The organism is Streptomyces sp. NPDC030820 (assembly GCF_055572075.1).
Map to the genome: position 1 here is coordinate 48697 of NZ_JBVIEB010000010.1, position 21695 is coordinate 70391.

Annotated in this window: 16 protein-coding genes; 9 read left to right on the forward strand and 7 right to left on the reverse strand. The window is 70.5% G+C overall.

The window, feature by feature from the left end:
- Window positions 1–101: 101 nt before the first annotated feature.
- On the reverse strand, window positions 102–3278 hold the full coding sequence (ileS, locus tag ACZ418_RS26665; RefSeq protein ID WP_468367553.1) for an isoleucine--tRNA ligase: 3177 nt from the start codon (window positions 3276–3278) through the stop codon (window positions 102–104).
- 751 nt (window positions 3279–4029) lie between these two features.
- Here ileS and ACZ418_RS26670 point away from each other — a divergent pair.
- The 5 genes from ACZ418_RS26670 (at window position 4030) to ACZ418_RS26690 (ending at window position 8638) form a co-directional block, all read left to right on the forward strand.
- A complete protein-coding gene (locus tag ACZ418_RS26670; protein WP_468367555.1) occupies window positions 4030–5466 on the forward strand; it encodes a histone H1-like repetitive region-containing protein in 1437 nt (478 codons plus the stop codon).
- A 59-nt stretch (window positions 5467–5525) separates the two neighbouring features.
- Entirely contained in the window at window positions 5526–6170 is a 645-nt protein-coding gene (lspA, locus tag ACZ418_RS26675) for a signal peptidase II (RefSeq protein WP_468367558.1), read from the forward strand.
- Between the two features lie 73 nt (window positions 6171–6243).
- The gene (locus tag ACZ418_RS26680) at window positions 6244–7188 is read left to right on the forward strand and encodes an RluA family pseudouridine synthase (protein WP_468367560.1); all 945 of its coding nucleotides are present in this window, start codon (window positions 6244–6246) and stop codon (window positions 7186–7188) included.
- Window positions 7185–7652 carry a GNAT family N-acetyltransferase gene (locus ACZ418_RS26685; RefSeq protein WP_468367563.1) on the forward strand — a complete coding sequence of 156 codons (468 nt, stop codon included), beginning with the start codon at window positions 7185–7187 and terminating at the stop codon, window positions 7650–7652. The genes ACZ418_RS26680 and ACZ418_RS26685 overlap by 4 nt, the downstream gene beginning before the upstream one ends.
- 245 nt (window positions 7653–7897) lie before the next feature.
- Window positions 7898–8638, forward strand: a complete 741-nt coding sequence (locus ACZ418_RS26690; protein ID WP_468367566.1) for an SDR family NAD(P)-dependent oxidoreductase — start codon at window positions 7898–7900, stop codon at window positions 8636–8638.
- On the opposite strand, the gene ACZ418_RS26695 is transcribed toward ACZ418_RS26690, so the two are convergent.
- Complete coding sequence (locus ACZ418_RS26695; protein ID WP_468367569.1) at window positions 8610–9683, reverse strand: mechanosensitive ion channel family protein; 1074 nt, start codon at window positions 9681–9683, stop codon at window positions 8610–8612. The genes ACZ418_RS26690 and ACZ418_RS26695 overlap by 29 nt on opposite strands.
- 104 nt (window positions 9684–9787) lie before the next feature.
- Between ACZ418_RS26695 and ACZ418_RS26700 the strand changes: the two genes are divergently transcribed.
- Complete coding sequence (locus ACZ418_RS26700) at window positions 9788–10366, forward strand: dienelactone hydrolase family protein (RefSeq protein ID WP_468367572.1); 579 nt, start codon at window positions 9788–9790, stop codon at window positions 10364–10366.
- A 7-nt stretch (window positions 10367–10373) separates the two neighbouring features.
- Here ACZ418_RS26700 and ACZ418_RS26705 read toward each other — a convergent pair whose 3' ends face one another.
- From ACZ418_RS26705 to ACZ418_RS26720, 4 genes are all read right to left on the reverse strand, one after another.
- Window positions 10374–12044, reverse strand: coding sequence for an alkaline phosphatase D family protein (locus ACZ418_RS26705; RefSeq protein ID WP_468367574.1), 1671 nt, complete (start codon window positions 12042–12044; stop codon window positions 10374–10376).
- Window positions 12045–12138: 94 nt separating this feature from the next.
- On the reverse strand, window positions 12139–12951 hold the full coding sequence (locus tag ACZ418_RS26710; protein ID WP_468367577.1) for a DsbA family protein: 813 nt from the start codon (window positions 12949–12951) through the stop codon (window positions 12139–12141).
- A gap of 66 nt (window positions 12952–13017) precedes the next feature.
- Complete coding sequence (locus ACZ418_RS26715; protein WP_468367579.1) at window positions 13018–13716, reverse strand: hypothetical protein; 699 nt, start codon at window positions 13714–13716, stop codon at window positions 13018–13020.
- 68 nt (window positions 13717–13784) lie between these two features.
- On the reverse strand, window positions 13785–15110 hold the full coding sequence (locus ACZ418_RS26720) for a DUF2252 domain-containing protein (protein ID WP_468367581.1): 1326 nt from the start codon (window positions 15108–15110) through the stop codon (window positions 13785–13787).
- A 209-nt stretch (window positions 15111–15319) separates the two neighbouring features.
- Here ACZ418_RS26720 and dnaE point away from each other — a divergent pair, with 209 nt between their 5' ends.
- Window positions 15320–18859, forward strand: a complete 3540-nt coding sequence (gene dnaE / locus ACZ418_RS26725; RefSeq protein WP_468367585.1) for a DNA polymerase III subunit alpha — start codon at window positions 15320–15322, stop codon at window positions 18857–18859.
- A gap of 80 nt (window positions 18860–18939) precedes the next feature.
- On the opposite strand, the gene ACZ418_RS26730 is transcribed toward dnaE, so the two are convergent.
- Window positions 18940–19116: a hypothetical protein gene (locus ACZ418_RS26730; protein ID WP_451004050.1), complete on the reverse strand. Its 177-nt coding sequence runs from the start codon at window positions 19114–19116 to the stop codon at window positions 18940–18942.
- Window positions 19117–19341: 225 nt separating this feature from the next.
- Here ACZ418_RS26730 and ACZ418_RS26735 point away from each other — a divergent pair, with 225 nt between their 5' ends.
- Both ACZ418_RS26735 and ACZ418_RS26740 read left to right on the forward strand, forming a co-directional pair.
- Entirely contained in the window at window positions 19342–20559 is a 1218-nt protein-coding gene (locus ACZ418_RS26735) for an NYN domain-containing protein (RefSeq protein WP_468367588.1), read from the forward strand.
- Window positions 20560–20640: 81 nt separating this feature from the next.
- Window positions 20641–21654 carry an ABC transporter ATP-binding protein gene (locus tag ACZ418_RS26740; RefSeq protein WP_468367591.1) on the forward strand — a complete coding sequence of 338 codons (1014 nt, stop codon included), beginning with the start codon at window positions 20641–20643 and terminating at the stop codon, window positions 21652–21654.
- The last annotated feature ends 41 nt before the right edge of the window (window positions 21655–21695 follow it).

A 21695-nucleotide genomic window follows, 5' to 3' on the forward strand; every position in this document is an offset into this window, starting at 1 on the left:
TTCGGTCCCGGGGGCCCGCCCTTTTTACGCGGGTTGAGTGAAGAAACAGAAGGGCCCGGCCTCCGAGACGGAGACCGGGCCCTTCTCAGCAAGGTCGGCGCTTACACCTTCCGCAGCCGGAACGTCAGAGACAGCCCCTCATCGGTGAACGGCTCACCAAAGCTGTCGTCGCCCACACCCTGCCCGAAGTCCGTGGACAGAACCTCGTCGGCGATCAGCTCGGAGTGTTCGGACAGCGCCGCGACCACCGCGGCATCCGTCGACACCCAGCGCAGAGCGATCCGGTCGGCCACATCCAGACCGCTGTTCTTGCGGGCCTCCTGGATCAGCCGGATCGCGTCACGGGCCAGGCCCGCCTGCCGCAGCTCCTCGGTGATCTCCAGGTCCAGGGCGACCGTGGCGCCCGAGTCGGAGGCCACCGACCAGCCCTCGCGCGGGGTCTCGGTGATGATCACCTCGTCGGGAGCGAGGGTCACCGTCTCACCGTCGACCTCCACCGAGGCCGTGCCCTCACGCAGGGCGAGGGAGAGCGCGGCCGCGTCGGCGGCGGCGATCGCCTTGGCCACGTCCTGCACCCGCTTGCCGAACCGCTTGCCCAGGGCGCGGAAGTTGGCCTTGGCGGTGGTGTCGACCAGCGAGCCGCCGACCTCGGACAGCGACGCCAGCGAGGAGACGTTCAGCTCCTCGGTGATCTGCGTGTGCAGCTCCCGGTCCAGGGACTCGAAACCGCTCGCCGCGATCAGCGCGCGCGACAGCGGCTGACGCGTCTTGACGCCCGACTCCGCGCGCGTGGCCCGGCCCAGCTCGACCAGCCGGCGGACCAGGACCATCTGCTTCGACAGCTCCGGGTCGATCGCCGCCAGGTCCGCCTCCGGCCAGGAGGCCAGGTGCACGGACTCCGGCGCGCCCGGGGTCACCGGCACGACCAGGTCCTGCCACACCCGCTCGGCGATGAACGGGGTGATTGGCGCCAGCAGCTTGGTGACCGTCTCCAGCACCTCGTGCAGCGTGCGCAGCGCGGCCTTGTCGCCCTGCCAGAAGCGGCGGCGGGAACGGCGGACGTACCAGTTGGACAGGTCGTCGACGAACGCGGACAGCAGCTTGCCGGCGCGCTGGGTGTCGTACGCCTCCAGGGCCTGCGTCACCTGGTCGGTGAGCGCGTGCAGCTCGGACAGCAGCCAGCGGTCCAGCAGCGGGCGCTCGGCCGGCGCCGGGTCCGCCGCGCTGGGCGCCCACTCGGAGGTGCGGGCGTACAGCGCCTGGAAGGCGACCGTGTTCCAGTACGTCAGCAGGGTCTTGCGGACGACCTCCTGGATGGTGCCGTGGCCGACCCGCCGGGCCGCCCACGGCGAGCCGCCGGCCGCCATGAACCAGCGCACCGCGTCCGCGCCGTGCTGGTCCATGAGCGGGATCGGTTGCAGGATGTTGCCCAGGTGCTTGGACATCTTGCGGCCGTCCTCGGCCAGGATGTGGCCCAGGCAGACGACGTTCTCGTACGACGACTTGTCGAAGACCAGCGTGCCGACGGCCATCAGCGTGTAGAACCAGCCGCGGGTCTGGTCGATCGCCTCGGAGATGAACTGCGCCGGGTAGCGGCTCTCGAACAGCTCCTTGTTCTTGTACGGGTAGCCCCACTGCGCGAACGGCATCGAGCCCGAGTCGTACCAGGCGTCGATGACCTCCGGCACGCGCGTGGCCGTCTTGCCGCAGCCGTCGTGGCGGCAGGCGAAGGTGACCTCGTCGATGTACGGCCGGTGCGGGTCCAGGCCCGACTGGTCGGTGCCCGTCAGCTCGGTCAGCTCCGCGCGGGAGCCGACGCAGGTGAGGTGGTCGTCCTCGCAGCGCCAGATCGGCAGCGGGGTGCCCCAGTAGCGGTTGCGGGACAGTGCCCAGTCGATGTTGTTGTTCAGCCAGTCGCCGAAGCGGCCGTGCTTGACCGTGTCCGGGAACCAGTTGGTCTTCTCGTTCTCCTGGATCAGGCGGTCCTTGATCGCCGTCGTGCGGATGTACCAGGAGGGCTGCGCGTAGTAGAGCAGCGCGGTGTGGCAGCGCCAGCAGTGCGGGTAGCTGTGCTCGTACGCGACGTGCTTGAAGAGGAGGCCGCGCTGCTGGAGGTCCGCGGTGAGCTTTTCGTCCGCCTTCTTGAAGAAGACGCCGCCGACCAGCGGGACATCCTCCTCGAAGGTGCCGTCCGGGCGGACCGGGTTCACGACGGGCAGACCGTAGGCGCGGCAGACCTTGAGGTCGTCCTCACCGAAGGCGGGGGACTGGTGGACCAGACCCGTACCGTCCTCGGTCGTCACGTACTCGGCGTTCACCACGAAGTGCGCCGGCTCCGGGCTGTGCCCATTGGTTCCCTCGCTGGCGCTCGGGAACTCCACGAGCTCGAACGGACGTTGATACGTCCAGCGCTCCATCTCGGCGCCGGTGAAGGTCCGGCCCGTCGGCTCCCAGCCCTCGCCGAGCGCCTTCGCGAGCAGCGGCTCGGCGACGACGAGCTTCTCCTCGCCGTTGGTGGCGACGACGTAGGTGACCTCCGGGTGCGCGGCGACCGCCGTGTTGGACACCAGGGTCCAGGGGGTCGTCGTCCACACCAGGAGCGCGGCCTCGCCGGCGAGCGGACCGGAGGTGAGCGGGAAACGGACGTACACGGACGGGTCGACGACCGTCTCGTAGCCCTGGGCCAGCTCGTGGTCCGAGAGGCCGGTGCCGCAGCGCGGGCACCAGGGGGCGACGCGGTGGTCCTGGACCAGCAGGCCCTTGGTGAAGATCTCCTTCAGCGACCACCAGACCGACTCCACGTACTCGGGGTCCATGGTCCGGTAGGCGTCGTCCAGGTCGACCCAGTAGCCCATGCGGGTCGTGAGCTCGGCGAAGGCGTCGGTGTGCCGGGTCACGGACTCACGGCACTTGGCGTTGAACTCGGCGATGCCGTACGCCTCGATGTCCTGCTTGCCGGAGAAGCCCAGCTCCTTCTCGACGGCCAGCTCCACGGGCAGGCCGTGGCAGTCCCAGCCGGCCTTGCGGGCCACGTGGTAGCCGCGCATGGTGCGGAAGCGCGGGAAGACGTCCTTGAAGACGCGCGCCTCGATGTGGTGGGCGCCGGGCATGCCGTTGGCGGTGGGCGGGCCTTCGTAGAACACCCATTCCGGGCGGCCCTCGGACTGCTCCAGGCTCTTGGCGAAGATCTTCTGCTCACGCCAGAAGTCGAGCACGGCGTGCTCAAGAGCGGGCAGGTCGACCTGTGCGGGCACCTGGCGGTACGTCGGCGCTGTCATCTGCGAGCATCCTCCAACGGACTTGCTGCCTTCCGTCGGAGGGACGAGAGCCTTCGATCCTGCTTACGCCGTGTGCGGCGCGCTCCCGCGGTACCACCCTCCTTGGCCCTCCGCCGCGCCGTACGCGCCGGTGAGCCCCCTCATTGGGGTCGCGAAGCCGGTTCTACTCGCCGTGGCCTGCTGGCTGCGGCTTTCTTCCGGCGGCTCCGGGGTGATCTTCACGTCGCGCTCGCCCCCGGGCTCACACCGTCCCCGGGTCGCTCTGGGCTGCGTACGCCGCTACTCGTCCCCATCCACGCTTTTCGCTCCGCCCAGTGTACGGCGCCGCGCGGACAGCGGCCGACCGGTTTTCCGCGCGGTGTGCCGCCGGCCGCGCGACGGTCCGGGGTGACCCGAATGGCCAGGTGGCGGGCGCTCGGGTCCGGGCGGGGCCGGCCCGGCGGATTACCCGGCGGGGAGCTGGGCACAACGGATGCAGGTCCGCTGCGCGGGGAGTGCGGGCGGGCGAATCGGGCGGTGTGCCCCGTTGCCGCGGGACTCAAGTCGATTTATCGTCCCAGCACGATTCGCGAGCAACATCACAGTATGTGAAGGGGTCGCGGCCATGGTGGCGAAAAGGACCGCCGTACAGCAGCCGGCGACCGGCCGGCGCGGGGGTGTGGTTGCCTCCGGCGGCGAGGCCAAGGCAGTGGACGGCAGGAAGAGGCCGACCGCGGGGAGGGGCGTGCAGCCGGCCGCGAGGAAGACGGCGATGAGAGCGCCGGCCGTGAAGGAGCCGGCTGCCGGGAGGACGGCCGCGCGGAAGCCCGCGGGGCAGGAGCCGGCCGCCGAGGAGAAGGCTCCCAGGAAGCCGGTGGACAAGGCGATGACGGCCGAGGAGGAGACCGCCGTCAAGAAGACGGCTGCCGGGAGGACGGCCGTGCGGAAGACCGCGGCGAGGGATCCGGCCGCCGAGGAGAAGGCTCCCAGGAAGCCGGTGGACAAGGCGATGACGGCCGAGGAGGAGACCGCCGTCAAGAAGACGGCCGCCGGGAGGACGGCCGTGCGGAAGACCGCGGCGAGGGATCCGGCCGGCGAGGAGGAGGCTCGCCGGAAGCCCGTGGACAAGGCGATGACGGCCGAGGAGGAGACCGCCGTCAAGAAGACGGCCGCCGGGAAAACTGCTGCCGGGAAGACTGCCGCCAAGAGGACGGCCGCCGACAAGTCGGCCGCCCCGAAGACGGCTGTCGAGAAGTCGGCTGCCAGGAAGTCCGCGGCCGAGAAGACGGCCGCCGAGAAGACGGCTGCCAGGAAGTCCGCGGCCAAGGAGACGGCCGCCGAAAAGGCGGCGGTGGGGGAAGAGACGGCCATGAAGAAGGCCGCCAGGAAGATGGCGGCCGGGTCCGCCAAGAAGGCGACCACCAAGGAGACCGCCGTCAAGGAGAGGCTGGCCAAGAAGGCCGTTGCCAGGAAGGCCGCCGCCGAGAAGACGGCGGTCGCCGCGGTCGCGGTGGCGGCCGAGGCGGCCCCGAAGAAGGCGGTGGCAGAGAAGTCCGGCGGAAAGAAGCCGGCGGCGAAGGGAGCGGTGGAGGAGACGGCCGTCAAGAAGGCGCCGGCCCGGAAGGCCGGCGGCAGGAAGGCGGCCGCGAAGGGCGTCTCCACGGAGGCGGCTGACACGAGCAGGGCCAAGAAAGCGGGCGCGGCGCGGGCCGCGGAGCAGACGGGAGCCACGACGGTGGTTGCGAAGAAGACTCCTGGCACGGCCATGGCGGAGACCGCCGTTCCCAAGGCGCGAGTCGCCGCGGCGGAGCCCGGCGAGCTGGCGGTGCGCCCCGGAGAGGACCCCTGGACCCCGGAAGAGGTCGCCGAGGCCCGTGCCGAACTGCTGTCCGAGGTGGAGCGGCTCCGCACCGAGATCAGCTCCTCCGAGGCGTCCCTCGCGGGCCTGATGCGGGACTCCGGGGACGGCGCGGGAGACGACCAGGCCGACACCGGCACCAAGAACATCACGCGTGAGCACGAGCTGGCGCTCGCCGCCAACGCGCGCGAGATGCTGGTCCAGAACGAGCACGCCCTGGAGCGGCTGGACGCGGGCACCTACGGCCTGTGCGAGAACTGCGGCAACCCCATCGGCAAGGCCCGGATGCAGGCCTTCCCCCGGGCCACGCTGTGCGTCGAGTGCAAGCAGAAGCAGGAACGCCGCTCCTGACCGTGCGGGGCCGTGCCGTAGTCTCGTCCTCAGTCAGGCACCTAGGTTGAGGGACTCACGTGGCAGAGGCGGAGCGCATCATCGGTACGCCGGACACCCCGGACGACGGCGGCGAGCGGACGGCTGCGGCCGGAGCGCCCGCCGGTTCCGGTGCGTCCAGCCCGGCCGCCGCGTCCGGCGCGGGCGGGCAGCAGACCCCGGCCGCGGCGCGGGGTGGTCGTGGGCGCCGGATCGCCCTGCTGTTCGCGGTGGCCGCGTTCGCGTACGCCCTCGATCTGATCAGCAAGCTGCTCGTGGTCGCCAAGCTGGAGGGCCATGAGCCGATCAGGCTCGTCGGGGACTGGCTGGAGCTGAACGCCACCCGCAACCCAGGTGCGGCCTTCGGCTTCGGCGCGGCCTTCACGATCATCTTCACCGTGATCGCCGCGGCCGTGATCGTGGTGATCATGCGCCTGGCCCGCAAGCTCTACAGCTACCCCTGGGCCATTGCGCTCGGCCTGCTGCTCGGCGGTGCCCTCGGCAACCTGACCGACCGCATCTTCCGGTCGCCCGGCGTGTTCGAGGGCAAGGTCGTGGACTTCATCGCGCCCAAGGGATTCGCCGTGTTCAACCTGGCCGACTCGGCGATCGTGTGCGGCGGCATCCTGATCGTCCTGCTGTCCTTCCGGGGCCTGGACCCGGACGGCACCGTCCACAAGGACTGAGGCCAGGGCCGTCCGCAGGCGGTTTTCCACAGGCTCGTGCGGGCCGGTTCCACCCGTCCGGCATACTCGACGGGTGAGCACGATTCCCGAGATCCGTACCCTGCCCGTGCCCGACGGCCTGGAGGGCGAGCGCGTCGACGCCGCCATCTCCCGCATGTTCGGCTTCTCCCGCACCAAGGCGGCGGAGCTGGCCGCGGCCGGCAAGGTCCAGGTCGACGGCACGGTGGTCGGCAAGTCCGAGCGGGTGAGCGGCGGCGCCTGGCTGGAGGTCGAGATGCCCCAGGCGCCCGCGCCGGTGCAGGTGGTCGCCGAGCCGGTCGAGGGCATGGAGATCGTGCACGACGACGAGGACGTGGTCGTGATCGTCAAGCCGGTCGGCGTGGCCGCGCATCCGTCGCCGGGCTGGAGCGGCCCCACCGTCATCGGCGGTCTCGCCGCCGCCGGATACCGGATCTCCACCTCCGGCGCCGCCGAGCGCCAGGGCATCGTGCACCGCCTGGACGTCGGCACCTCGGGCCTGATGGTGGTCGCCAAGTCGGAGCGGGCGTACACCTCGCTCAAGCGCCAGTTCAAGGAGCGCACGGTCGACAAGCGCTACCACACCCTGGTCCAGGGCCACCCGGACCCGACGAGCGGCACGATCGACGCGCCCATCGGCCGCCACCCGAACCACGACTACAAGTGGGCGGTCACGGCCGACGGCAAGCCCTCGGTGACGCACTACGACCTCATCGAGGCCTTCCGCGCCGCCTCCCTGCTGGACGTGAAGCTGGAGACGGGCCGCACCCACCAGATCCGCGTCCACATGTCCGCCCACCGCCACCCCTGTGTCGGCGACCTCACCTACGGCGCCGACCCCACCCTCGCCAAGCGGCTGCGCCTGACCCGCCAGTGGCTGCACGCCGTGCGCCTCGGCTTCGAGCACCCCGGGGACGGCGAGTGGGTGGAGTTCGAGAGCGCCTATCCCGAGGACCTGCAGAAGGCCCTCGACCAGGTTCGCGAGGAGACGTACGCGTGAGCGCGCCGTACACCGTCCGGGTCGCCGAGGATCCCGCCGACCGCGAGGCGTGCTTTGCGGTCCGCAAGGAGGTCTTCGTCCGCGAGCAGGGCGTCGACGAGACCATCGAGTACGACGCCTACGACGCGGTCGCCGTGCATGTGCTCGCGGTCCGCGAGGACGGCGTGCCGCTCGGCACCGGGCGGCTGCTGCACGGCGAGCCCGCGGCGGCGAAGACCGGCGGCGACGCCTCGGTGGGCTCCCTGGGGCGGCTCGCCGTCGCCCGTGAGGCCCGCGGGCTCGGCGTCGGCGTGGCCCTGGTGCGGGCCATCGAGGAGGCGGCACGCGCGCATGGCCTCACCGCGGTGGACCTGCACGCACAGACCCACGCGCTGGGCTTCTACGAGCGGCTCGGCTATGTGGCGTACGGCCCGGAGTTCCCGGACGCCGGCATCCCGCACCGGGCGATGCGCCGGGCCCTGTAGAAGCCCGCGCAGCGCTCCGGCGGCGGCAGGCGTTCGGGCTGGTCGGTGGCCGGCTTGAGGCCTGCCGTGTGACTGTCGACCCCGGGAGCGCCGGCCGTGGATCAGTTGGCTCTGCTGTCCCGGGGCTGCCGGACGACGTGCGCAGTTTGCCGTGAGCTGAGCCCTGTGCATGAAAAGTCATATGAACATGGCGGACCTGTGGACAAATCCCGGCATCGTCGGCCGATCACTCCTACTCTCGGATCATGACTCGCAACATCGTGATCAGTGGTGGTGGTACGGGCATCGGGCTGGCGACGGCGCAGGCCTTCGCGGCGGACGGCGACCGGGTGCTGTTGCTGGGGCGGCGCGCGGAGGTGCTGGAGAAGGCCGCGGTGCCCGGCTCCCTCACCTTTGCGGCAGACCTGACGGAGCCGGCGGACGTACGGGGCGTGGCAGAGTTCGTCGCCCGGGAACTCGGCACGGTCGACGTGCTCGTGCACAGCGCCGGAGGCGCCGGGGGCCAGCATCCGCCGGCCGGTGGCGAGGACCCCCTGGAGCTGGTGGCCCACGCCTGGACGGACAACTTCCGGCTCAATACCCTGACCGCCGCTCTGCTCACCGAAGCCCTGAAGGACCGGCTCGCCGAACCGGGCGGGCGGGTGCTGTTCATCTCGTCCATCGCCGCCTACCGCGGTTCGGGCAGCGGCGCCTACGCGGCGTCCAAGGCCGCGCTGCACCCGTACGCACACGATCTGGCCCGGCAGCTGGGACCGCACGGCATCACCGTGAACGTGGTCGCGCCCGGTTACATCGAGGACACCGAGTTCTTCGGCGCCGGCCCGACGCCGGAGCGGCGGGCGCAGCTCATCGCCGAGACCTCGACCGGCCGCGCCGGGATACCGGGAGACGTGGCCGCGACCCTGCACTGGCTGGCCTCGCCCGGAGCCGCGCACGTCACCTCACAGGTCATCCAGGTCAACGGGGGCGCGGAGCGCGGCCACTGACCGGCTCCGCGGGACGCGGCACCGCCTCGGAGGTGTTGACGCGAGGGAGGGCGTACGGGTGTTCCCTCGCCAGCCAGGTGATCATCTGCTCGCGGACCGTGACCCGCACCGTCCAGATGTCGTCGGCGTCCTTCGCGGTCATCAGGGCCCGCACCTGGACGGTGTTGGGCGTGCTGTCGGTCATCACGAGGCCGTAGGCGCGGCCGTCCCAGGCGGGGCTCTCGCGCAGGATGTCACGCAGCTTCTCGCGCATCGCCTCGATGGGCGCGCTGTGGTCCAGGTGCCAGAAGACGGTGCCGGTCATCTGCGGGGTGCCCCGCGACCAGTTCTCGAAGGGTTTGGAGGTGAAGTACGACACCGGCATGGTGATCCGGCGCTCGTCCCAGGTCCGTACCGTCAGAAAGGTCAGGGTGATCTCCTCGACCGTGCCCCACTCGCCGTCCACGACCACCGTGTCGCCGATGCGCACCATGTCCCCGAAGGCGATCTGCAGTCCGGCGAACATGTTGGACAGGGTCGACTGGGCGGCGACACCGGCCACGATGCCGAGGATGCCCGCCGAGGCCAGCAGCGAGGCGCCGGCCGCCCGCATCGCCGGGAACGTCAGCAGCATGGCCGCGATCGCCACGACGATGACGATCGCCGACACCACCCGCATGATCAGCTCCACCTGTGTGCGCACCCTGCGCACCCGGGCCGGATCCCGGTGCGCGCGGGCGTAGCGGCTGTAGGTGGTCTCGACGATCGCCGCGGCGATCCGGATGACCAGCCAGGCGGCGGAGCCGATCAGCACCAGTGTCAGTGCCCGGCCGATGCCGACCTGGTGCCGCTCCAGCAGCTTCGCCTGGTCGTAGGACCCGCGGAGCAGGGCGGCGCACAGCACGAGCTGGTAGGGGACGCGGCCGCGGCGCAGCAGCGCCCACAGCGGTGAGTCGTGTTCGCGTTCGTCGGCCTTGCGCAGCAGCCGGTCGGTGGCCCAGCCGACGGCCAGCGTGAGCAGCACCGAGCCGCCGATCACGATCACAGGGCGGACCAGGTTCTCCATGCACCAGCTTCTAACCGGTGCCCGGCGGGCATGAACATGTGAGTTCGGCGTGTTCCCGGCTGCGGCGGTGCCGGCGATCTCGCACCGGCTGGCACCATGGCCTCATGAACATCATGCTTTTTCACTCGACCTACGGCCTCAGGCCCGCGGTACGCGAGGCCGCGGACCGGCTGCGCGCGGCCGGTCACGAGGTGTGGACGCCGGACCTCTTCGAGGGGCGCACGTTCGACACCGTCGAGGAGGGCATGGAGTTCAAGGAGTCGGTCGGCAAGGAGGAACTGCTGAAGCGGGCCGTGCTGGCGGCGGCCCCCTACTCGGACCGCGGGCTGGTGTACGCCGGGTTCTCGCTCGGCGCCTCGATCGCCCAGACCCTCGCCCTCGGCGACGACAAGGCGCGCGGGCTGCTGCTTCTGCACGGCACGTCGGACATCGCGCCGACGGCGCACGTGGACGAGCTGCCGGTGCAGCTGCATGTGGCCGAGCCGGACCCGTTCGAGACGGACGACTGGCTGACCGCCTGGTACCTGCAGATGGGGCGCGCCGGAGCCGACGTGGAGGTCTACCGCTACGCCGGCGCCGGGCACCTCTACACCGACCCCGAGCTGCCCGACTACGACGCCGAGGCCGCCGAGGCCACCTGGCGGGTGGCGCTCGGCTTCCTCGACACCCTGCAGTCCGGATAGCCGCCGGCTACACCGGGTCGTAGGTCCGTTCGACCCGCTGCGTGCCGCTGCGGGTGCGGTAGGAGCGCACCCATTGGGAGGTCGCGTTCTGGTCGGTGCGGTCGGACAGGACGTAGTAGTCCATCTGCGCGCGGTCGGCGGTGATGTCCAGCACGCCGTAGCCGTGCCGGTCGGTGTCCACCCAGTGGACGTGCCGGTTGGCGACCTCGATGAGCGGCGCGGCGACGGCGGAGACCGTGCCCTCGGGGACCTTGACGATGTCGTCGAGGTTGTCGGAGGTCACCGAGGTGATCACGAACTCGGTGGCCGCCGACGGCGACAGCGGATAGGTGCCCGCGTCCACCGGCACGTCGTTGGCCCAGGACATGTGGATGTCACCGGTCAGGAAGACGGTGTTGCCGATGCCGTTCGAGCGCAGGTGGTCGAGGAGTTCGCGACGGTCGTGGGTGTAGCCGTCCCACTGGTCGGTGTTGACGCCGATGCCGTCCTGCGGCAGATCGAGCAGCTTGGCGAGCGGCTTGAGGAGGTCGGCGGTGAGGGAGCCGATGACGAACGGCGCGATCATCACCGAGTTGCCGACCAGCCGCCACCTGGTGTCGGAGGCCTTCAACCCGGCCTTCAGCCAGTCGAGTTGGGCCCGCCCGGTGATCGTGCGGTTCGGGTCGTCCACCGAGCCGCTGCCCGCGGACGCCTGCTGGGAGCGGAAGGAGCGCAGGTCCAGCAGGGACAGGTCGGCGAGCTTGCCGAAGCGCAGCCGCCGGTAGGTGGTGCCCTCGATGGCGGGGCGGACCGGCATCCACTCGAAGTAGGCCTGCCTGGCGGCCGCCTTGCGGGCCGTCCAGGTGCCCTCCGCGCCCTCGGTGTGGTTGACCGCGCCGCCCGACCAGGCGTTGTCGGCGAACTCGTGGTCGTCCCAGATCGCGACGACCGGCGCCTTCAGATGCAGGGCCTGGAGGTCGGGGTCGGTCTTGTACTTCGCGTGCCGGATCCGGTAGTCGGCGAGCGTGATGATCTCGTTGGCCGGTGCGTGCGGGCGGACGACCGTGCCGCGCGCCGCGTACTCGCCGGACTTGTACTCGTAGATGTAGTCGCCGAGGTGCAGCCAGGCGTCCAAATCGCTGCGGGCCGCGAGATGGCGGTAGGCGGCGAAGTAACCGGCCTCCCAGTTGGCGCAGGTGACCACGCCGAAGCGGAGGTTCGCCACGGCCGCGTCGGTCGCCGGCGCGGTGCGGGTGCGCGCCACCGGGGAGTCGGTGCCGCCGGCCGAGAAGCGGAACCAGTAGTCGGTGGCCGGCTGCAGGCCGCGCACGTCGGCCTTCACGGTGTGGTCGGAGGCCGCGGTCGCGGTCACCGAGCCCTTGGCGACGATGCTGCTGAACGCCTTGTCCCTGGCGACGACCCAGCTCACCTCGGTGTCCGGGCCCACCCCGGAACCGGGTACGGCGTCGGGGGTCGGGGTCACCCGGGTCCACAGCAGGACACCGTCGGGCAGCGGGTCACCGGAGGCGACACCGTGCAGGAAGGCGGGGGCCTGGTCGGCGGCGCGCGCCGGAAGGGAGGCGGCGAGCGGGCCGGCCAGCACAGCGGTCGCCGCCGCGGCCTTGACGACCGTACGGCGGCGGGGCGAGAGGGAGTTGAGGCCTTCGGCGGCCGAAAGTGATCTTTTTCGACTGGTCACGGCCGATCAGGTTACTGACCGGTACGCACGTGAGAGCGGGCGAACTCCCAATGTTCGCCCGCTCTTCACGGGAAGGACGGATTCCGCCGGTGCGTCAGCCCTTGAGTGCCGCGTCGATGGCCTTGTCGAAGTCGGCCACGGTCATAGGCGGGTTCTTGCCGTCGGCGCCCGTCAGCGTCTTGCCGTCCATCTTCAGGGTCGGGGTGCCCTGGATGCCGTCCTTGTCGAAGATCTTGGACTCCTCCAGCGCCCACCGATCGTAGGTGCCGTCCTTCACGGCCTTCTGGAACGTCGCGTTGCCCTTCAGGGCGGGAACCGTGTCCGCGATCTTGATCAGATAGGCGTCGTCCTTGAACTTGTCGTCGTTCTCGTCGGGGTGCCACTTCGTCGAGTACATCGCGGCCTTGTACTCGAGGAACGCCTCCGGGCTGACGTTGAGCGCGGCGCCGAGGGCGCTGAGCCCGTTCTTGGAGCCCACACCGGGCAGGTTCTTGTCGAGGAAGGTGGCACCGACGTACCGGAGCTTGAACTTGCCGTCGTCGATGTCCTTCTTCACGGTCGAACCGACCGTCTGCTCGAACTGCGCGCAGACCGGACAGCGCGGGTCCTCGTAGATGGTGAGGGTCTTCTGGGCGGTGCTCTTGCCGATGACGACGGTCGTGCCGTCCGCGCCCGTGGTGTTGGCCGGCTTCACGAGCGGCTTGGTCTTCGCGGCGTTCCACCCGGTGGGTGTGTTCGCCTGGACGACGGCATAGCCGATGCCGCCGGCCGCGGCCAGCACGGCCACGACCGAGGCGGCCACGATGACCTGCCGCTTTGCCTTGTCGCGCTTGGCCTGCCGCTCGCGCTCCTGACGCAGCCGCTCCCGGGCCGCCGTCTTCGCCGACTGGCTGTTTCGCTTGCTCATGTTGGTGATCTCCGTGTGGGACGCGCACATGCCGTACGCGGGATACGTGTGGGGGACTGGAAGTGCTCAGGCCTCGCCGGCGAGGGCGAGGGCGGGCGAGCACGGCGGTCCACGCCGTCCCAGGGAGTGCACGAGAAGCCGGTCGCGGGCGGCGGCCCGGCGCGGGGCCGGGCGCGGCAGCCGGCGCGCCGGGGTCAGCCGGACGGCGCCCGCGGCGACCGCGAGCAGCAGCGGCCGGAAGGTGGTGGCGGCGACCGCGCGCAGCAGCTGCACCAGCGCCCGCTCGCCCCGGCGCAGCCAGGCGGCGGCGAGCAGACCCACGCCGACGTGCGCGGCGAGCAGCAGCCAGGCGGCGGCCGGACTGGCGTGCGCGAGCAGCGCCCCGGGACGGCCGTCGGTCCCGGTCATCTGGGCCAGTGGGGTGCCGACGGCACCGCCCCGGCACAGCACGTCGAAGCCGAACGCGTGCAGGGGGCCGGCGACCGGGCCCCCCGCCCTGCCGTAACAGGTGTTCTGGCCGGTGGTGAACACCGTGTCGGCGGCCAGTTCCAGCGGGATCAGCAGGGCCGCGATGCGGCCGAAGCCGCGCTCGCGGCCCGCCAGCGCATACGCGGTGGCGAACACTGCGGCGGCGACCGCGAGCACGGTCGCCACCGGCAGCGGGGCCCGGGACAGCAGCACGTGCGACGCGGTGCTGAGCGTCACGACGACAGCCGTGAACAGCGCCGCTCGCACGGTTCTGAGCTGGGCCCCGGATATGTCCATAGCGAGAGAAGAGTGTGTCACGTACGCGGGTAAAGGCCCCCTAAAGGGTGCCTGTGAGTCCGCGAAGGTTACAGCCCCGGAATCCGGCCGTTGCGGAACAGGTCGACGAAGATCTGGTGGTCGGCACGCGCGCGTGCGCCGTAGCCGTGCGCGAAGTCCACCAGGAGGGGTGCGAAGCCCTCCTCGTCGGCGGCGATGGCCGCGTCGATGGCACGCTCGGTGGAGAACGGCACCAGGGACTCGCCGGAGGTGTCGTCCGCCGCCGCGTGCATCGTCGCAGTGGCCCGGCCCAGGTCGGCGACGACCTGCGCGATCTCCTCCGGGTCGTCGATGTCGCCCCAGTCCAGGTCGACGGCGTACGGCGAGACCTCGGCCACCAGCTGGCCCGCGCCGTCCAGCTCGGTCCAGCCCAGCCACGGGTCGGCGTGCGCCTGCAGGGCGCGCTGGGAGATCACCGTGCGGTGGCCCTCGTGCTGGAAGTAGCCGGCGATGGCCGGATCCGTGATGTGCCGGGAGACGGCCGGGGTCTGGGCCTGCTTGATGTAGATCACGACGTCGTTCTCCAGGGCGTCGCTGTGCCCCTCCAGCAGGATGTTGTACGACGGCAGGCCCGCCGACCCGATCCCGATGCCCCGTCGGCCGACGACGTCCTTCACGCGGTAGGAGTCCGGGCGGGCCAGGGAGGAGTCCGGCAGCGTCTCCAGGTAGCCGTCGAAGGCCGCGAGGACCTTGTAGCGGGTGGCCGCGTCCAGCTCGATCGAGCCCCCGCCCGGCGCGAAGCGGCGCTCGAAGTCCCGGATCTCCGTCATCGAGTCCAGCAGCTCGAAGCGGGTCAGCGAGCGGGCCGCGCGCAGGGCGCCCAGCAGCGGGCCCTCGGCGGTGTCCAGGGTGAACGGCGGCACCTCGTCGCTCTTCGCGCCGGTGGCCAGCGCGTGGATGCGCTCGCGGTAGGCGGCCGCGTAGGTCTGCACCAGCTCGGTGATCTGCTCGTCGCTGAGCGCCTTCGCGTACCCGATGAGGGCGATCGACGCCGAGAAGCGCTTCAGGTCCCAGGTGAACGGGCCGACGTAGGCCTCGTCGAAGTCGTTGACGTTGAAGACCAGGCGGCCGTTGGAGTCCATGTACGTGCCGAAGTTCTCCGCATGCAGATCGCCGTGGATCCACACGCGCGAGGTGCGGTCGTCCAGAAATGGACCACCGCGCTTCTCGGCGTCCAGGTCGTGGTAGAAGAGGCACGCCGTGCCCCGGTAGAACGCGAAGGCCGAGGCCGCCATCTTCCGGAACTTCACCCGGAACGCGGCCGGGTCGGCGGCCAGGAGCCGGCCGAAGGCGGTGTCGAAGACGGCGAGGATCTCCTCGCCGCGCTGCTCGTCGCTGAGCTGGGGGAACGACATCGCTGGGTGCCTCCTGGTGCTTTCCGTGCCTACCTGTACGACAGCGTTTCTGCCGTCTCCAACGGGCGACGCCACGCGGGAGTGCCCGGTTCCCGCATGAAGGTACGCGGATGGGGCCCGCGAGTGTCAGTCCCGAGGCATAGACTTCGACGCTGTCCCCAGAACTGTCCGCCAGCCCGTCGCCAAGTGTTTCCGTTGGAGGCCATACCGTGTCAAAGCCGCCCTTCACGCACCTGCACGTACACACCCAGTACTCGCTGCTGGACGGTGCCGCGCGGCTCAAGGACATGTTCAACGCCTGCAACGAGATGGGCATGACGCACATCGCCATGTCCGATCACGGCAACCTCCACGGGGCGTACGACTTCTTCCACTCCGCGAAGAAGGCCGGAATCACCCCGATCATCGGGATCGAGGCGTACGTCGCCCCCGAGTCCCGGCGCAACAAGCGCAAGATCCTCTGGGGCCAGCCGCACCAGAAGCGGGACGACATCTCCGGTTCCGGTGGTTACACCCACAAGACGATGTGGGCCGTGAACAAGACCGGTCTGCACAACCTCTTCCGCCTCTCCTCCGACGCCTACGCCGAGGGCTGGCTGCAGAAGTGGCCCCGGATGGACAAGGAGACCATCGCCCAGTGGTCCGAGGGCATCGTCGCCTCCACCGGCTGCCCCTCGGGCGAGGTGCAGACCCGGCTGCGCCTCGGCCACTTCGACGAGGCCCTGAAGGCCGCCGCCGACTACCAGGACATCTTCGGCAAGGACCGGTACTTCCTGGAGCTGATGGACCACGGCATCGAGATCGAGCGCCGGGTTCGCGACGGCCTGCTGGAGATCGGCAGGAAGCTCGGCATCCCCCCGCTGGTCACCAACGACTCGCACTACACCTACGCGCACGAGGCGGGTGCCCACGACGCCCTGCTGTGCATCCAGACCGGCAAGAACCTCTCCGACCCGGACCGCTTCAAGTTCGACGGCACCGGCTACTACCTGAAGTCCACGGACGAGATGTACGCCATCGACTCCTCGGACGCCTGGCAGGAAGGCTGCGCCAACACGCTCCTCGTCGCCGAGATGGTCGACACGGACGGCATGTTCGAGAAGCGCGACCTCATGCCCAAGTTCGACATCCCCGAGGGCTACACCGAGGTCACCTGGTTCAAGGAGGAGGTCCGCCGCGGCATGGAGCGCCGCTACCCGGGCGGCATCCCCGAGGACCGCCAGAAGCAGGCCGACTACGAGATGGACGTCATCATCTCGATGGGCTTCCCCGGCTACTTCCTCGTGGTCGCCGACTTCATCATGTGGGCCAAGAACAACGGCATCGCCGTCGGCCCCGGCCGAGGCTCCGCGGCCGGCTCGATCGTCGCCTACGCCATGGGCATCACCGACCTCGACCCGATTCCGCACGGCCTGATCTTCGAGCGCTTCCTCAACCCCGAGCGCATCTCGATGCCCGATGTCGACATCGACTTCGACGAGCGCCGGCGCGTCGAGGTGATCCGGTACGTGACCGAGAAGTACGGCGCCGACAAGGTCGCCATGATCGGCACCTACGGCACCATCAAGGCGAAGAACGCGATCAAGGACTCCGCGCGCGTGCTGGGCTACCCGTACGCGATGGGCGACCGCATCACCAAGGCCATGCCCGCCGACGTCCTGGGCAAGGGCATCCCGCTGTCCGGCATCACCGACCCCAGCCACCCCCGCTACAGCGAGGCGGGCGAGGTCCGCGCGATGTACGAGAACGAGCCGGACGTGAAGAAGGTCATCGACACCGCGCGCGGTGTGGAGGGCCTGGTCCGGCAGATGGGCGTGCACGCCGCCGGCGTGATCATGTCCAGCGAGACCATCACCGAACACGTCCCGGTGTGGGTGCGGCACACCGACGGCGTGACCATCACCCAGTGGGACTACCCGAGCTGTGAGTCGCTCGGCCTGCTGAAGATGGACTTCCTGGGCCTGCGCAACCTCACGATCATGGACGACGCGGTCAAGATGGTGAAGGCCAACAAGGGCCTCGACATCGACCTGCTGTCCCTGCCGCTCGACGACCCCACGACCTTCGACCTGCTCCAGCGCGGCGACACCCTCGGCGTCTTCCAGTTCGACGGCGGCCCCATGCGGTCCCTGCTGCGGCTGATGAAGCCCGACAACTTCGAAGACATCTCCGCCGTGTCGGCCCTGTACCGGCCGGGCCCGATGGGCATGAACTCCCACACCAACTACGCCCTGCGCAAGAACGGGCAGCAGGAGATCACGCCGATCCACCCCGAGCTGGAGGCGCCGCTCAAGGAGGTCCTGGACGTCACCTACGGCCTGATCGTCTACCAGGAGCAGGTGCAGAAGGCTGCCCAGATCATCGCGGGCTACTCGCTCGGCGAGGCCGACATCCTCCGCCGGGTCATGGGCAAGAAGAAGCCCGAGGAACTGGCGAAGAACTTCACCATCTTCCAGGCCGGCGCCCGCAAGAACGGCTACAGCGACGAGGCCATCCAGGCGCTGTGGGACGTGCTGGTCCCCTTCGCCGGCTACGCCTTCAACAAGGCGCACTCCGCCGCGTACGGCCTGGTCTCCTACTGGACCGCCTACCTCAAGGCGAACCACCCCGCCGAGTACATGGCCGCGCTGCTGACCTCCGTCAAGGACGACAAGGACAAGTCGGCGGTCTACCTCAACGAGTGCCGCCGCATGGGCATCCGCGTGCTCCCGCCGAACGTCAACGAGTCCGAGGCCAACTTCGCCGCCCAGGGCGACGACGTGATCCTCTTCGGCCTCTCCGCCGTCCGCAACGTCGGCACCAACGTGGTCGAGTCGATCATCAAGTGCCGCAAGGCGCAGGGGAAGTACGCCTCCTTCCCCGACTACCTCGACAAGGTCGAGGCGGTGGTCTGCAACAAGCGCACCACCGAATCGCTCATCAAGGCCGGCGCCTTCGACGAGATGGGCCACACCCGCAAGGGCCTCATGGCGCAGTACGAGCCGATGATCGACAACGTGGTCGCGGTCAAACGCAAGGAGGCCGAGGGGCAGTTCGACCTCTTCGGCGGCATGGGCGAGGACACCACCAGCGAGCCCGGCTTCGGACTCGACGTGGAGTTCTCCACCGACGAGTGGGACAAGACCTATCTGCTCGCCCAGGAGCGGGAGATGCTCGGTCTGTACGTCTCCGACCACCCCCTCTTCGGCCTGGAACACGTCCTCGCCGACAAGGCCGACGCGGGCATCGCCCAGCTCACCGGAGGCGAGCACGCCGACGGCGCGGTCGTCACCATCGGCGGCATCATCTCCGGCCTGCAGCGCAAGATGACCAAGCAGGGCAACGCCTGGGCGATCGCCACCGTCGAGGACCTCGCAGGCTCCATCGAGTGCATGTTCTTCCCGGCGACCTACCAGCTGGTGTCCACCCAACTCGTCGAGGACGCCGTGGTGTTCGTCAAGGGACGTCTCGACAAGCGCGAGGACGTGCCCCGGCTCGTCGCCATGGAGCTGATGGTCCCGGACCTGTCCAACGCGGGCACCAACGCGCCGGTGATCCTCACCATCCCGGCCGTGAAGGTCACTCCGCCCATGGTCAGCCGCCTCGGCGAGATCCTCAGCCATCACAAGGGCGACAGCGAGGTCCGCATCAAGCTCCAGGGCCCGCGCAAGACCACCGTGCTGCGCCTGGACCGGCACCGGGTCAAGCCCGACCCCGCACTCTTCGGCGACTTGAAGGTGCTGCTCGGCCCGTCCTGCCTCGCGGGCTGAGCCCGCTGCGTGAGCACACGCACGAAGGGGCGCACCCGCCAAGGGTGCGCCCCTCCTGCTGCCTGGGCTTCAACTGCCCTTTAGTTGTGGCCGAAGCTCTTCCGCTTCTTGCCGGCAACATCCGCCGGGCTGCCCTGGATGTGCGACACCGGCGACTCGTGCGCCTCCGTCTGCCGCTGCGCGTGCTCGTTGCTCTGCTCGGCGTGCGACGCGCGGTTCTGCGGGCCGGCCTGCTTGCGGTTCTTGTTCTTGGCCATGGTGATCTGCCTCCTGTGGGGGATCTAGGGGCCAGGGCCGGGACCAGATTCACATACGCTGACATCAAGCGCATGTCGGATAATTACCGTGTGTGACAGGGCAGGTGGGCGAGCGGGATCCGCAAACGCCACGCCGAAGATCGAGTTCGGGCCGTTAACCCCCGCGCCGTCGGGCAGACTCGAAGGAAGTCCGAAGCAAAACCTCCCGGGAAGAGGGTGAGTCGCGTGGACCGCTGCATCGTCCTGGTGGACGCCGGGTACCTGCTGGGAGCCGCCGCCAGCCTCCTCGCCGGTGAGCCCTCGCGGTCCCGGATCACCGTCGACCACACGGCCCTGATCCATGCGTTGCGGGAACGCGCGGAGTCCGACACCGAGCGTCCCCTGCTGCGCATCTACTGGTTCGACGGCGCCCCCGACCGTGTCCCCCAACCGGAGCATCGCCGGCTGCGCGTGATGCCCCGGGTCACCGTCCGGCTCGGCGCCCTCACCCGCAGCGACGGGCGCTGGGCGCAGAAGGGCGTGGACGCCGCCATGCACGCCGAGCTGACCGAACTGGCCCGCAACCGCGCCTGCTCCGACATCGTCCTCGTCACCGGCGACGGCGATCTGCTGCCCGGCATGATGGCCGCCAAGGAGCACGGCGTCGCCGTCCACCTGTGGGCCGTACAGGCCGCCGACGGCGACTACAACCAGTCCGAGGACCTGGTCGCCGAGGCCGACGAGCGGCGTGTGCTGGACCGCGCCTGGATCACCCAGGCCGTCCGCGTCAAGGAACTGACCGGCATCTGCGCCCCGCCACCCGCGCCCCGGCCCGAGATCGCCGCGATCCTCTCCGCGCCGCTGCCCGAGTCCGCGCTCGCGGCGGCGGCCGAGCGGCCGGCCGAACAGGGTGCGCCCCAGCCGGCCGCGACGGTGACGGAGAACGGCACCCAGGAGCGGGCCACCGCCCACAAGGGCGTCCCCACCCCCAAGGACCTCGCCGCCCTGCGCGCCCCCGGCGTCCCCTCCGCCCAGCACCCCGCGACCGCGACCCTGCGCTGGTCCTCCGACAAGGGCTGGGTGGACCGGCCGGGCGCGGTCGCCGAGCCGCCCGAGGTCGCTTCCATGCCGACGCTCGCCCAGCTCACCACGGCGGAGCAGCGGTGGGCCGACCGTGAGGAGGACATCACCACCGTCGGCGGCGACCCGTACGAGGTGGGACAGGTCTTCGCCCGCCGTTGGATGTCCCGGCTCGGCGACCAGGCCCAGCTGCAGAAGCTCTCGCAGCTGTATCCGCGCATCCCGCACCGCATCGACGGCGAGCTGCTGCGGTACGCCGCGCGGTTCGGGCTGCTCGCCCACAAGGACGACCAGATCGACGAGCACGACCGTTACGCCATTCGGGCGGGGTTCTGGCGGGAGATCGACGTTCCGGCGGCGGCGGAGAGTGCGACGGGGGAGTAGCGGCGGGGATTTCTTACCGGTCGCGTACGGAAGTGGCCCCAAAGGCGAGTAAAGCGGTCCGACCCCGTACTCTCGTCCCTTGTGAGTACGCGCGCGGCACAGGCACCTCGGTATGACGAGGTCGTACGCGTGCGCGGGCTCGGCAAGACCTATCCGGCCGTCAAGGGCCGGCGGGGTGCGCCCGGCACTCCCGAGGTGCGGGCCACCGACGGGGTCGAGCTGGATGTGCGGCGCGGCGAGGTCTTCGGGCTGCTCGGGCCGAACGGCGCCGGCAAGTCCACGCTCGTACGGCAGCTCACCGGGCTGCTGCGGCCGGACACCGGCAGCATCGAGATCCTCGGGCACGACATCGTCCGGCACCCCGAGCGGGCCGCGCGCCTCCTCGCCTACCTGGGGCAGGAGTCCTCGGCGCTGGACGAGCTGACCGTCTCCCTCGCCGCCGAGACCACCGGACGCCTGCGCGGCCTGGACGTGACGCGGGCCCGGGCCGAACGGGACGCCGTACTGGAGGAGCTGGGGCTCACGCCGATCGCCGGGCGGGCGCTGAAGAAGCTGTCCGGCGGGCAGCGCCGGCTCGCCTGCTTCGCCGCCGCCCTCGTCGGCGAGCGCCCGCTGCTCGTGCTGGACGAGCCGACCACCGGCATGGACCCGGTGGCCCGGCGTGCGGTCTGGGCGGCCGTGGACCGGCGGCGCGCCGAGCGCGGTACGACCGTGCTGCTGGTCACCCACAATGTCATCGAGGCCGAGACCGTGCTGGACCGGGTCGCCGTCATCGACCAGGGCCGGGTGATCGCCTGTGACACCCCGGCGGGGCTGAAGGAACAGGTCGCCGGAGAGGTGCGGGTCGAGCTGGTGTGGCGGGACCGGGCGCCGCTTCAGGTGCCCGAGGTCGCCGCGCTGCGTGAACGCGCCGTGGAGTCCGGCCGGCGCTGGACGCTGCGGCTCGCGCCCGAGGAGGCCCGGGCCGCCGTCGCCACCGTCACCGGTGGGGCCGCCTTCGCCGCCCTGGACGACTTCACGCTCGCCACGCCCAGCCTGGAGGACGTCTACCTGGCGCTCGGCGGCGCGGCCCGGCAGGGGTTGGTGAAGGCATGAGCGCGGCGGGCGTGCGGTGCGTATGGGTCGGTGCGACCGCG